Origin of the sequence: Persicobacter diffluens (assembly GCF_036244895.1) — a bacterium.
In the GTDB taxonomy this organism is placed as follows: Bacteria; Bacteroidota; Bacteroidia; order Cytophagales; family Cyclobacteriaceae; genus Persicobacter; species Persicobacter diffluens.
In genome coordinates, this window is sequence record NZ_BQKE01000001.1 from 270088 (window position 1) to 282465 (window position 12378).

Genomic DNA, 12378 nt, shown 5'->3' on the forward strand with positions numbered 1-12378 from the left:
TCCCATTATTCTAGTTTTCATTTGAAAATATTATATGATCAATCAAATAGAAATTGAGCAGGTCAATAAACGATTTGCAGATCATCAGGCACTGACGGACCTTAGTCTGACGGTTCCTAAAGGAAGTATTTTTGGATTACTCGGGCCAAATGGTGCGGGGAAGTCCACTTTGATCAGGATTATCAATCAAATCATATTTGCGGACTCAGGAACCATCCGCTTCAATCAGCGGGAATTACAACCGGATCATATTCGAAGAATTGGTTATCTGCCGGAGGAGCGGGGATTGTACAAAAAGATGAAAGTTGGCGAACAGTTGTTGTACCTGGCCCGACTGAAGGGACTTTCCAAAAGAGATGCCATCCAAAAGATTCGAATGTGGTTTGATAAATTCGAGATAGCAGACTGGTCCAATAAAAAGGTGGAAGACCTTTCCAAGGGCATGGCGCAAAAGGTGCAGTTTATTTCAACGGTCATGCATGAGCCTGAATTTCTGATTTTGGATGAGCCCTTTTCCGGTTTTGATCCGGTGAATGCCAATTTGATCCGTGATGAAATTCTTGCGCTTCGGGATAAAGGATGTACGGTCATGCTTTCTACTCACCGGATGGAATCCGTGGAGGAATTGTGCGATAATATTGCATTGATCAATAAGTCCGAAAAAGTACTGGAAGGGAAAAAGCGGGATATCAAAATGGACCACAAGGCCAATAAATATCAGATCGTGACAGATGCCATGATCGACCCGGCCATTATTCCTTTCGAATTGATTAATTCCCATCAGGAGGACTATGGGCATTTCAACATGACTTTTCAATTGGCCGAAAGTGAAAATTCGAATGATTTACTGTCTGCGGTATTTCAGCAGGGACATGTAGTCCATTTTGAGGAATTGATTCCTTCTATGAGTGAAATTTTTATACAACATGTCTCCAAAGTGGAGGGTCCTGCCTCCTCTGAAATTATAAGTTCTTGATGATGGAAAAAATTTGGCTAGTTATACAGCGGGAATATATGACCCGGGTGCGGAAAAAATCTTTTGTGGTCATGACGCTGCTGGGTCCACTCCTTTTTGTGGCGATGTGGGCGGTGCCGATCTGGCTGGCAGAAAAGGGACCTGAAACCAAAAAGGTGGAAGTGGTGGATTATTCCGGCTTGTTTTCCGATGCTTTTGAAAGTAATTCGGAGGTGGAATTTCATTATGTGGATGAAAGCCTGGAGGATGCGAAGGAATATCTGGAATCGGGGATTTATGATGGTTTGTTATTAATCCCGAATGTGGATTTAAAAGAAAAAACCAATCTGGTTTATTTCTCGGAAGCTAATCCGGGGATGGCGATTAAGTCAGAAATCCGGAAGGTAATTGCTGAAAAAATTCAAGAGGAAAAATTAAAGGCCGCCGGTCTGTCAAAGGAGTGGTTAAACACCATTAAACCCGAGGTTGGCATTCGCACAGTGAATATCAATGAAAACGGCGATGAGGCAGAGAGCCATGCGGAGGTGGCTTCGGTGATTGGTTATTTGGCGGCATTCCTAATTTACTTCTTCATTTTCCTTTATGGTACCCAGGTAATGCGTGGGGTGATTGAGGAGAAGTCGAACAGAATAGTGGAGGTAATTATTTCCTCTGTTCGTCCCTTTCAATTGATGGTGGGGAAAATTGTTGGTGTAGCGAGCGTGGTGCTGACTCAATTTATCATTTGGGTAGGACTGTCCCTTGTGCTTAGTCTGGTGATTGGAGCGATTACCGGTGTATATTTAAGTCCCTCTCCTGCCGCCCCGATGGATCCGCAGATGGAGGCGATGGCAGCCGAAGGCTTGCCGAAAATTACGGCAGCACTGGCCTCCATGGATTTCGTGACCATCGGAGTTTCTTTTGTCTTTTATTTTTTGGGAGGCTATCTGATGTATGCCGCTTTATTTGCTGCGGTAGGGGCTACTGTGGATCAGGATGGGGACTATCAGCAATTCATGATTCCGCTGAGTATGCCCTTGCTATTCGCGATCATTTCTCTGGCGGTGGTATTGCAGGATCCACATGGTAACTTTGCTTTCTGGATGTCGATGTTTCCTTTTACTTCTCCGGTAATTATGATGATGCGCGTGCCTTTTGGAGTTCCTCTTTGGCAGTTATTATTGTCGATGACATTCCTTGCGGCTGGTTTTACTTTCACCACCTGGCTGGCAGCCAGAATTTACCGAATTGGCATTTTAATGAATGGTGCCAAGGTGAATTACCGGGTGCTTTGGAAATGGGTTCGGATGAGGTATTGAGTGTAAGTGATTGTTTTAAAGAACAATATAATTGATGATACGTATTAATATTAGTAAATTGTACGTATAATTTCACATAAGATGACGGATAAGCAGTTAACCCTGAAGCTCAATTCAACCACCATTGATAAGGCCAAGGCATATGCGCAGCGGCAGCAGACGAGTATTTCTAAATTATTGGAGAATTATTTAGAAACGATTATGCAGGAGGAAGAGGCACCGGAGGAGGTTTCCCCTCTTGTTTCCCAAATCGTAGGAAAGGGGAATAAAGTAGCAGATGAGGTGGATTTCAAAAAAGACTATCGGGCGCATTTAGACCAAAAGTATGGATAGGATTTTTTTGGATACGAATGTGGTATTGGATCTGCTTTTAAAAAGGAAGGAATTCCTTACCGATGCAATTCGCCTATTTACCTTAATTGAATACAAAAAAATTGAAGCAGTGGTATGCCCCGTGACCTATACCACTGCTTCTTATTTTTTGAGCCGGGAGAAATACCAAAATCAGGATGAGCTTTTTACCTGGTTAAGCATTCTTTTAAAAACTGCCGTGGTGGATGGGGAGATTATTCAGAAAGCCCTGCATTCCAAATTCCGGGATTTCGAAGACTCCGTGCAGCATCAATGCGCCATTAATGAAGGCTGTAAGGTGATTATTACGCGAAACAGGAAATATTTTCAGCATGCGCTGTTGCCGGTAATGTTGCCGAAAGAGTATCTGGCCAGCCTTGAAAAGTAAGTCTAATTATTTATGCTAATCATGGATTAAAAACGATTGGAGCATGATTCAAGGTTAACGACCAAAAATACGAAATCCTCCAAAATAAAAAAGCCGCTGAATATCAGCGGCTCCTTCTATGAACTATTGTTAGCCCGAATTATTCACCGCTAGACTTAGTGAGTTGCTGTAAATGTCTATTCTTCAGGTTTTTTTTGGTTAGTTTTGTCGAATTATCAATAGCTCAAATTTGGGTATGCTTGCTTTCTCCTCATTCATCTGCTTCGTTGGGAAAAACTCGAAATAGGAAACTATTCCTTCATTTTTCCCGCCTTGCAGTTAAACGAGGATTTAAGCATGAATAATCCGGGTTAGAAGAATTCTCTCATTCTTTCAAAGAATCCTTTTTCCTTTTTCGCTGGATCCGGCTTGAAGTTGTCTGCCTCTCTTAGTTTCTCCAGGATTTCCTTCTCCTCTTTAGAAAGCGTTTGAGGCGTCCATACATTCACGTGGATTAACTGATCGCCGGTTTGGTAACCATTGATGTCCTTAATTCCTTTCCCTCTCAAGCGAAGAATTTTACCGGATTGTGTACCCGCATCGATGCGGATTTTTACCTTACCATCAATAGTGGGTACTTCCACATGCGTTCCAAGTGCTGCATCGGCAAAGTTGATGTATAATTCATATACCACATTATTGCCTTCGCGCTTCAATTCCTCATGCGCTACTTCTTCAATCACGATCAGCAAATCACCCGGGATTCCACCACCTTTTGGGGCATTTCCTTTTCCGGACATGGACAATTGCATGCCTTCAGATACACCGGCAGGAATCTTCACTGTGATTACCTCTTCCTTGGTTTTTACACCGGAACCATGGCAGCTGTCACAGTGCTGATCTACCATTTGACCGGCGCCATTACAGCTCGGACAGGTAGAGGCAGAGCGCATTTGCCCCAACATGGTATTCACCACCTTCTGAACCTGACCCGTACCATGACAGGTAGGACAAGTACGCAAAGAATTACCATTTTTGGATCCGTTACCACCACAGCTTTCGCAGGAATCCTGACGCTTCACTTTGATTTTCTTCTCCACGCCATGCGCCATTTCTTCCAAAGTAAGCTTTAACTTAATGCGAAGATTGGTGCCCTGACGCTGACGAGGACGACGGCCACCGCCACCACCTCCGAAAAAGCTGTCGAAAGGACTACCCCCTCCCCCACCGAAGATATCTCCGAACTGAGAGAAGATGTCATCCATATTCATGCCGCCACCGCCAAAACCGCCGGCGCCGCCCATGCCTGCATGGCCAAACTGATCATATTGCTGACGCTTTTGAGCATCACTCAATACTTCATACGCTTCCGCAGCCTCTTTAAAACGCTCTTCTGCTTCCGGATTGTCGGGGTTTTTATCCGGGTGATATTTGATCGCTACCTTACGGTAAGCTTTCTTAATCTCCGCTTCAGAAGCCCCTTTTTGTAGTCCTAAAACCTCGTAGTAATCTCTTTTGGCCATGTTAATATGGATTAAAAACTATATGGCTTGAAGGGGAGCGCAAACTCCCCCGCTGCTTGTTTCTTCTTTGTTAAAAATTATTTTGCGCCTACCACCACTTTGGCAAAACGAATCACTTTTTCATTCAATTTGTAGCCTTTTTCCACTACATCGAATACTTTTCCTTTCAGATCCTCTTCAGGAACCGGGATTTCGGTGATTGCATCGTGCATGTCAGTGTCAAAATCGTCTCCTTTTTCGGTCTCCAAAGCCTTAAGTCCGAATTTCTCCAATACGGTCTTAAAGTTTTTGAAGATCAATTCAGAACCTTCATGTACGGCTTTTGCGTCCATGTCTTCTTTGAAATTGGCATTGGCACGGTCAAAGTTATCCACTACGGAAAGTAATTCTTTGATCAAACGCTCGTTGGCGCTTTCCACCAATTCCAATTTCTCTTTGGAGGTACGACGACGGTAATTTTCAAATTCAGAGTACAAACGCAGGTATTTGTCCTTATGCTCCTGTACTTCTGCTTTTAATTTATCTTCTTCAGAAACCGCCTCTTCAGTGTTCGCCTCAGCAGCGTTTTCTTCTGTATTTTCAGTATTCTCAGCCGTTTCTTCAGCTTGTTGCTCGTTTACAGCCTCTTCTTGCAAGTTTTTTTCCTCTTCGTTTACGGTATGCTCTGCCATTGCAAAAAATGGTTTAAAGTTCAAATTTGATTTCCTCAATGATTTTGCCAATCCTTAAAATGTGTCATTATGTCCATTTTGACTGACAATTTTGCCAAATTATCGGCTATTATTCGGCCACCGGATTCAATCCTTGCCAGATAGCGTCTTTTAATTTGTCCAGATTGGTTTGAGTAATGGAGGAAATAAAAAGGCTTTCCACTCCTTCAGGAAGTTCGGCTTTGAATTCTTCCATCATTTCCTCATCCAGCATATCACTCTTGGTAATGGCCAGAATATGGTGTTTGTCCAAAAGCTCCGGATTGTATCGCTCCAATTCTCCTCTCAGGATCTGATATTCTTTTTGAACATCTTCAGTATCGGCCGGAATCATGAACAGCAACATGGAGTTTCGCTCAATATGGCGCAGGAATCGTAATCCCAAACCTTTTCCTTCCGCTGCTCCTTCAATAATTCCCGGGATATCCGCCATTACGAATGAGCGGTTGTCAAAGTAAGACACCACCCCAAGGTTGGGCACCAAAGTCGTGAAAGGATAATCCGCAATTTCTGGCCGCGCGGCAGAAATACTGGACAATAAAGTGGATTTTCCGGCATTTGGAAATCCTACCAATCCCACATCAGCCAAAAGTTTCAGTTCCAATACCAGCCACTCCTCCTGTCCTGGTTCTCCCGGTTGTGCGTAACGAGGTGTTTGGTTCACGGCGGTTTTGAAATTTTCATTTCCCAGGCCTCCGCGGCCACCAGGAGTAATGATCATTTCTTCCCCGTCCTCAGTGATCTCTGCGCGAATCTCATTGGTTTCGGCATCACGAATAATGGTGCCTAAAGGAACTTCTATGATCTCGTCGCGTCCCTGAGCACCGGAGGAACGCATCCCTCCACCGGACTCTCCGGCTCCGGCGATAACGTGCTTGCGGTATCTAAGGTGTAGCAGTGTCCATAGCTGGGCATTTCCACGAATAATAACGTGACCTCCGCGACCTCCATTTCCACCATCCGGTCCTCCTCGAGGGACGTGTTTTTCTCTACGAAAACTTACTGCTCCTGCACCGCCTTTGCCGGAACGGGAACATAATCGAACGTGATCGATAAAATTTGAAGCTGACATATATATGCAGTAATGTGTATTCTGATTTTAATTTCCTCCCAATTGGCCGAAACTTGTGCAAGTTATCAAATTTAATGGAGAATACTTTTTGACCAGGCCAAGGATCTCCACTAATTTTTAACCCAAATGATTCCCCGCTAAATTCTGTGACTCCCTTAAAGTAGTTTATTTTCAGCTCGATAAGGTGGTGTTTGTTGATTTATTATTAGCCCAAATTGGGCAAGCTTGCTTTCTCCTCATTCATCTGTTTCGTTGGAAAAAACTCGAAATAGGAAACTATTCCTTCATTTTTTCCGCCTTACAGCTAAACGAGGATTTAAGCATGAATCATCCGGGTTAACCGACAAAAACTGTTCCTTTTCATTTTTAGGTTCAGGAGAATAAAAAAACAGCCTTCCCCGCATTGGAGAAGGCTGTCTTTATTTGAAGGTGTTGACTTACAATTGCTCGATTGCATCGCAAATATCACCGAAAATTCCATCAATAGTACCAACACCGTTGATGGAAACAAATTTCCCCTGCTTTTCATAGAAATCAGCCACCGGAAGCGTTTCTTCTTTGTAAACGTTGATGCGGTTGTTGATTTTTTCAATGCTTTGGTCATCTGCACGGCCTGAAGATTTTCCGCGCTCTAGGATACGGGTTCTTAATTCTTCATCTTCCACTTCCAATGCGATCATACCTGAGATTGGTGTGTTTTTGCCATTCATCAGGGTATCCAATGCTTCTGCTTGTGCTACTGTACGAGGGAAGCCGTCAAAGATAATTCCTTTTACCTCTCCAACTTCTTTCAAACGATCATCCACCATATCGATTACCACCTGATCCGGAACCAGGTTACCATTATCCATATAGCTTTTGGCCAATTTACCCAGCTCGGTACCTTCTCCTAAGTGCTTGCGGAACAAGTCACCTGTAGAGATGTGCAACAAACCGTATTTTTCGATTAATTTTTCCGACTGCGTTCCTTTACCGGCGCCTGGAGGGCCAAAAAGTACAATATTAAGCATTGTATAAAAATTTAAATTTAAGTATTGGTTATCTCCTCATGAAATTAAGACTACTATTGGACTTTTCTCATGAAAAAAATCAATTTCTTTTATTCTGCTAATTGGTAAACAGCAGGTAGATTTCTTCCGTAGCCATCGTAATCCAATCCGTAACCTACTACGAATTTGTTCGGGATCTCAAAAGCGGCATATTTTATCGGCATATCTTTTTTGTAAGCCTCTGGCTTATACAATAAAGAAGCGATTTCTGCAGATTTAACGCCTTCTTCTTTTAATAATTTCATGATGTGTTCCAAGGTGTTGCCGGTATCAACGATGTCCTCAATAATGATTACCTCACGCCCGTTCAGATCATCCTGTAAACCTACCAATTGCTTTACCTCTCCGGTAGAGTTCATGCTCTCGTAAGAAGCCAATTTTAGGAATGAAATGGTAGATTTTAAATTTGTCAGACGGTAAAGGTCGGCGGCAAACATGAACGAACCGTTCAAAATGGCCAAAAAGATAGGTTCTTTCCCTTCATAGTCTTTGTTAATCTGATTTGCCAATTTCTCGATGCCCTGAGCCAATTGCTCTTCATCAATGAACATCTTGAACGCCTTGTCTTTTACAATCATCACCTTGAAATTTTTATAAAATAAAAAAGCCCTTAATATTCTCAAGGGCAGGCAAATATACCACCTTCAATTTATTATTGAAATGCCTTAGGCGGAAAATGATGAATTTTTTATCGATAAATTTTATATTTTTTTCAATCAATATGACTGTTAATCAGTCCGAAAGGTGTCTGTTTTTGCTGAAAATGAAGAAATAATATCTTGTTAATTGTAGGTTATGTAGTTTAAAGTTTTCTCCGGGGTGAAATATTGACATTGATTATTGATTTAGTTTAATTTATCTCATCTTGAAAAGATGCTATTTCGACCAGTTGAGTAAGAAGAGGATTTGGATAATATAGTGTATATTAGCGCTGGTATTATTTGAGACAAAATTAGGTGTTGTGAAAATATTCAGACTTAATGAAACGGCTTCGGTCGCCAATCACTTTCTGGCCGAATTAAGAGATGTAAATATTCAGGGAGATTCCATGCGCTTCAGAAGAAATATTGAACGCCTGGGAGAATTAATGGCCTATGAGGTATCCAAGGATTTACCTTATGTGACTAAAACAGTGACCACTCCACTGGGTACAGCGGATATTCCGGTATTGGAACAACAACCCATTATGATGACCGTTTTGAGAGCCGGTTTGCCTTTTTATAATGGTTTTATGAATATATTTGATAAAGCCTCCAGTGGATTTATCGGTGCTTTCAGAAAAGAGAATGCAGATGCTCCTGACGGCTTTGAAATAGAATTAGGCTATGCGGCTTATCCTGATTTGGAAGGTCAGGACTTGATCATTGTGGACCCGATGTTGGCTACTGGTCGTTCATTGGTAGATGCAATTGAAAAGGCCATTGGCAAAGGAACGCCTCGCTCGATTCATATCGTAGCGACGATTGCCGCTCCGGAGGGCATAGCTTATGTGGAGGAGAAAATGGGAGATCGTTGTACTTTGTGGTTATGCGCCGAGGATTCTCATTTGAATGAAAAGTCCTATATCATTCCCGGTTTGGGAGATGCAGGGGACTTAGCGTTTGGCTCAAAAGATTAGAAGGTGTCTGAAAATTAAATAAAGAGAGCGAAAATTTTTCTTTTTTTCGCTCTTTTTTTTGGCGTAACCATCGTATTATTCTCATAATAACAGCTAAATTCGAAAAATAAGCGATTCGTCGCTCATTATATTAGCAAAAATGGGATCTTTGGTTATTGATGGAGGTCTGTTGGGAATAGGTCTCCTCGTTTTGATTCTTGGAGGAAATTATCTGGTAAAAGGTGGGGCAGATTTAGCCTCCCGTTTCAAAATTTCTCCCATGGTGGTCGGGCTTACCGTAATTGCCTTTGGTACCTCGGTACCGGAATTGTTGGTTTCCTTACAAGCTGCTTTTCGGGCTAGCCCGGATCTGGTGATAGGGAATGTAGTCGGTTCTAATATTTGCAATTTGGCTTTTATTTTAGGAGTGACCAGTTTGATAACACCTTTGCCGGTAAATCGAGGGACCCTTTTTCAGGACTGGCCGGTCACTTTTGGCGCTGCCTTAGTCCTGTTTTACTTGGTTCAGGATGGCGCTTTAAGCTTTTTTGATGGACTCTTATTGTTTTCGGCTTTGCTGATATTTGTATGGTTTCAAATTTGGCAATCGGGAAAAACGACTCATTTTCCAACCACCCAAGATGCTCCTGCGCCCGAAAGTCCGTTAGGGGCTTCTGTTTGGAGAGACCTCACTTTGATACTTCTTGGAGGATTGGGGCTTTATCTCGGGGCAGATTGGTTGGTGCAAGGGGCTCGAAATATGGCGACTTCTTTTGGGGTGTCGGAGCGTATTATCGGCCTGACTGTTGTGGCGGTGGGGACAAGCCTGCCGGAATTAGTCACTTCCGTTATTGCCGCAAGGAAACAACAAGCTGATATTGCTTTGGGCAATGTGCTGGGATCTAATATTTTTAATATTCTGGCCATTTTAGGGTTGACCTCCATGATTACCCCCATTTCGGTAGACTCTGCTTTCATTCAAAATGATTGCTACTGGATGCTCGGCCTGACCCTGCTTTTGCTTCCGATGATGGGCTTGAGTCGTAAAATCAGCAGGATGAGCGGGGCCTTATTACTGGGGCTTTATTTACTTTATAATTATTTATTAGTGCTTTGATGGAATATGGTGTTTTTTTGAATTGAACTCAAGGAAAAGAATACCAGCGAATTTTTTCCATGAATAAAATGCTATATGTTCCGCCATATTTGGCTTAATTAGAAGAATTTTACGCAGCAAGCGTACATTGAATGAGTTTATGATGGAATCCATGATTTTTGATATTGCCCGCTTGGTTTTGGGGCTATTTTTTTTAATTGGAGGAGGAAACTACCTGGTGAAAGGAGGCACGGAGCTGGCGCTTCGTTACAGAATTTCCCCTATGGTAGTCGGACTTACGGTTATTGCCTTTGGGACTTCAGCGCCCGAACTATTGGTGTCGGTGACCGCCGCCTTTCAGGGAAGCCCGGATTTAGCCATGGGCAATGTGGTGGGCTCCAATATATGTAATTTGGCCCTGGTACTGGGCACCACGGTGGTCATCACCCCTATCGTTGTTCAAAAAAGTACTTTGAAGGTGGATTGGCCGGCTACTTTTGGGGCATCGGTCTTATTGGTTTTATTGGTGCAGGGAGGGGTGCTGACTGCGGTGGAAGGTGCGTTGCTATTCGGTACGTTGATTATTTACCTTACTTATCAGGTGTGGAAATCCCAAAAGAATCCGCACATACCAGAGGAGGTCGCTGAGGTAATGGAAGCCGGAATCAAAGGAACCGTATGGAAAGATATTTTATGGATGGCTCTTGGCGGTTTAGGACTCTATTTCGGTTCGGACTGGTTTGTGGAGGGCGCTCAAAATATCGCCAAAGCTTTTTCCGTGCCGGAAAGAGTGATTGGTCTGACCGTGGTGGCACTGGGTACCAGCTTACCGGAATTAGCCACTTCGGTGATTGCCGCACGGAAAAATCAGGTGGATATGGCGTTGGGTAATTTATTAGGCTCCAATATTTTCAATATCCTGTCGATATTAGGTATTACGGCCATGATTTCTCCTATTTCTGTCAATGCGTCTTTTATTGACAATGATATGTACTGGATGCTGGGCGTGACGGCCATTATTTTCCCGATGATGTGGATTGGCAAAAAAGTGGGGAGAATCGATGGACTTATTTTACTGGCGGTCTATTTCCTTTACACTTATTTGGTATTGGCGAATTAGGAGTATTGGCAGCCATAGTTTTGATCTTGTAGGAATTTTAAGCTACTGATCAATTAATCAATTTTTGGCCGGAACATGTTATTTCGTTGGCCGTTCACACATTGTGATAGTAGCAATTTTAAGTAAATATGTTCCGGTATATTTGATCAGCATGATCAAATTTATTGGTGGTCCGGCGCTTGGTCCTGCCTTGGGGCTTACTTATTGGGAAACGGTACTTTTTACCATTTCCGGCATGATGACCACGGTGGTTTTGGTGTCCTTTTTTGGTATTCAGTTACGGCACTTTCTCCTCAGAAAAAAAATCATCGGGAAGAAAAAGTTCAGCCGTAGAAGTCGGCGATTTGTTTACATCTGGAAGCGATATGGCCTTTTAGGCGTGTCATTCCTGACGCCGGTTATTTTTAGTCCGGTTGTGGGAACACTGTTAGCCTCTGTTTTAGGTGCTCCAAGGTTACAATTAATGGTTTATATGCTTGTCTCTGCCGCTTTTTGGGGACTGGGGCTTTCCTTTGTTTTGCATCAGGTGATGTAAAACCGAAAAAGGAGCGATTCGCCCCTTTTTTTTATGCTTTCCGCTTTCTTGACATGCTGCAGGCACTGATTTATTGCTTTTCCAGCAAGACCACCGCATGAGCAGAAACGCCTTCTTCACGGCCTACAAAGCTTAATTTCTCCGTGGTAGTGGCTTTGATGGAAACATCCTCTTCCTCGATGTTCATCACCTCCGCCAGCACTTTTTTCATTTCCGGTATATGTGGATTTACCTTTGGCTTTTGTAGGCAAATGGTGGAATCAATATTACCAATTTCATACCCTTTCTCACGGACCAGCTTCAATACTTCAGCCAATAGGATTTTACTGTCGATGCCCTTATACTGGGGATCCTGATCGGAAAAATGAAAGCCAATATCGCGCATGTTGGCTGCGCCTAAAATGGCATCGCAGATCACATGAATTAAAACATCAGCATCGGAATGCCCAACCGCTCCTTTTGTATGGGGAACTTTGATGCCGCCCAGCCAGAAATCATAGCCTTCTTTTAACTGGTGTACATCATATCCGTATCCTATTCGAATTTTCATAGTTTTGAAATTGATATTTTCTTTTGTAATTATATTCCGATTTAGAGAAAAAACTCAAAATCGAATTTTTTTGCTAACCTTTGGGGACTACAAATGTAACCAAAGAGTGCAGACCGGACGAAATATTTGGCTAC

Annotated in this window: 14 protein-coding genes; 8 read left to right on the forward strand and 6 right to left on the reverse strand. The window is 42.8% G+C overall.

All coding sequences use genetic code 11. From position 1 onward, the window contains the following. Positions 1-34 precede the first annotated feature (34 nt). The 4 genes from AAA970_RS01090 to AAA970_RS01105 all read left to right on the forward strand — a co-directional run bounded on the left by AAA970_RS01090 (position 35) and on the right by AAA970_RS01105 (position 3013). Positions 35-976 (forward strand): ABC transporter ATP-binding protein, encoded by a 942-nt coding sequence (locus AAA970_RS01090; protein WP_338235660.1) that lies wholly within the window; start codon positions 35-37, stop codon positions 974-976. Beyond that, positions 976-2274: an ABC transporter permease gene (locus AAA970_RS01095; protein ID WP_338235661.1), complete on the forward strand. Its 1299-nt coding sequence runs from the start codon at positions 976-978 to the stop codon at positions 2272-2274. The genes AAA970_RS01090 and AAA970_RS01095 overlap by 1 nt, the downstream gene beginning before the upstream one ends. 81 nt (positions 2275-2355) lie before the next feature. Beyond that, the gene (locus tag AAA970_RS01100; protein WP_338235662.1) at positions 2356-2607 is read left to right on the forward strand and encodes a DUF6364 family protein; all 252 of its coding nucleotides are present in this window, start codon (positions 2356-2358) and stop codon (positions 2605-2607) included. Beyond that, positions 2600-3013 carry a PIN domain-containing protein gene (locus AAA970_RS01105; protein ID WP_338235663.1) on the forward strand — a complete coding sequence of 138 codons (414 nt, stop codon included), beginning with the start codon at positions 2600-2602 and terminating at the stop codon, positions 3011-3013. Before AAA970_RS01100 ends, AAA970_RS01105 begins: the two co-directional genes overlap by 8 nt. Before the next feature lie 350 nt (positions 3014-3363). Here AAA970_RS01105 and dnaJ read toward each other — a convergent pair whose 3' ends face one another. The 5 genes from dnaJ to hpt form a co-directional block, all read right to left on the reverse strand. Beyond that, positions 3364-4515 carry a molecular chaperone DnaJ gene (dnaJ, locus tag AAA970_RS01110; protein WP_338235664.1) on the reverse strand — a complete coding sequence of 384 codons (1152 nt, stop codon included), beginning with the start codon at positions 4513-4515 and terminating at the stop codon, positions 3364-3366. Between the two features lie 77 nt (positions 4516-4592). Then, complete coding sequence (locus tag AAA970_RS01115) at positions 4593-5186, reverse strand: nucleotide exchange factor GrpE (protein WP_053406192.1); 594 nt, start codon at positions 5184-5186, stop codon at positions 4593-4595. Positions 5187-5295: 109 nt separating this feature from the next. Then, positions 5296-6297 (reverse strand): GTPase ObgE, encoded by a 1002-nt coding sequence (gene obgE / locus AAA970_RS01120; protein ID WP_053406191.1) that lies wholly within the window; start codon positions 6295-6297, stop codon positions 5296-5298. 437 nt (positions 6298-6734) lie between these two features. After that, positions 6735-7307 (reverse strand): adenylate kinase, encoded by a 573-nt coding sequence (locus AAA970_RS01125; protein ID WP_338235665.1) that lies wholly within the window; start codon positions 7305-7307, stop codon positions 6735-6737. An 89-nt stretch (positions 7308-7396) separates the two neighbouring features. Continuing rightward, positions 7397-7924, reverse strand: a complete 528-nt coding sequence (gene hpt / locus AAA970_RS01130; protein WP_053406189.1) for a hypoxanthine phosphoribosyltransferase — start codon at positions 7922-7924, stop codon at positions 7397-7399. Positions 7925-8307: 383 nt separating this feature from the next. On the opposite strand from hpt, the gene upp reads away from it, so the two are divergent. From upp to AAA970_RS01150, 4 genes are all read left to right on the forward strand, one after another. Further along, positions 8308-8964 (forward strand): uracil phosphoribosyltransferase, encoded by a 657-nt coding sequence (gene upp / locus AAA970_RS01135; protein ID WP_082305081.1) that lies wholly within the window; start codon positions 8308-8310, stop codon positions 8962-8964. Positions 8965-9103: 139 nt separating this feature from the next. Further along, the gene (locus AAA970_RS01140; protein WP_338235666.1) at positions 9104-10060 is read left to right on the forward strand and encodes a calcium/sodium antiporter; all 957 of its coding nucleotides are present in this window, start codon (positions 9104-9106) and stop codon (positions 10058-10060) included. 139 nt (positions 10061-10199) lie between these two features. After that, complete coding sequence (locus tag AAA970_RS01145; protein ID WP_338235667.1) at positions 10200-11159, forward strand: calcium/sodium antiporter; 960 nt, start codon at positions 10200-10202, stop codon at positions 11157-11159. A 151-nt stretch (positions 11160-11310) separates the two neighbouring features. Then, on the forward strand, positions 11311-11694 hold the full coding sequence (locus AAA970_RS01150) for a hypothetical protein (RefSeq protein ID WP_053406958.1): 384 nt from the start codon (positions 11311-11313) through the stop codon (positions 11692-11694). Positions 11695-11764: 70 nt separating this feature from the next. Here AAA970_RS01150 and ispF read toward each other — a convergent pair whose 3' ends face one another. Next, positions 11765-12244, reverse strand: coding sequence for a 2-C-methyl-D-erythritol 2,4-cyclodiphosphate synthase (gene ispF / locus AAA970_RS01155; protein WP_053406187.1), 480 nt, complete (start codon positions 12242-12244; stop codon positions 11765-11767). Positions 12245-12378 lie beyond the last annotated feature (134 nt).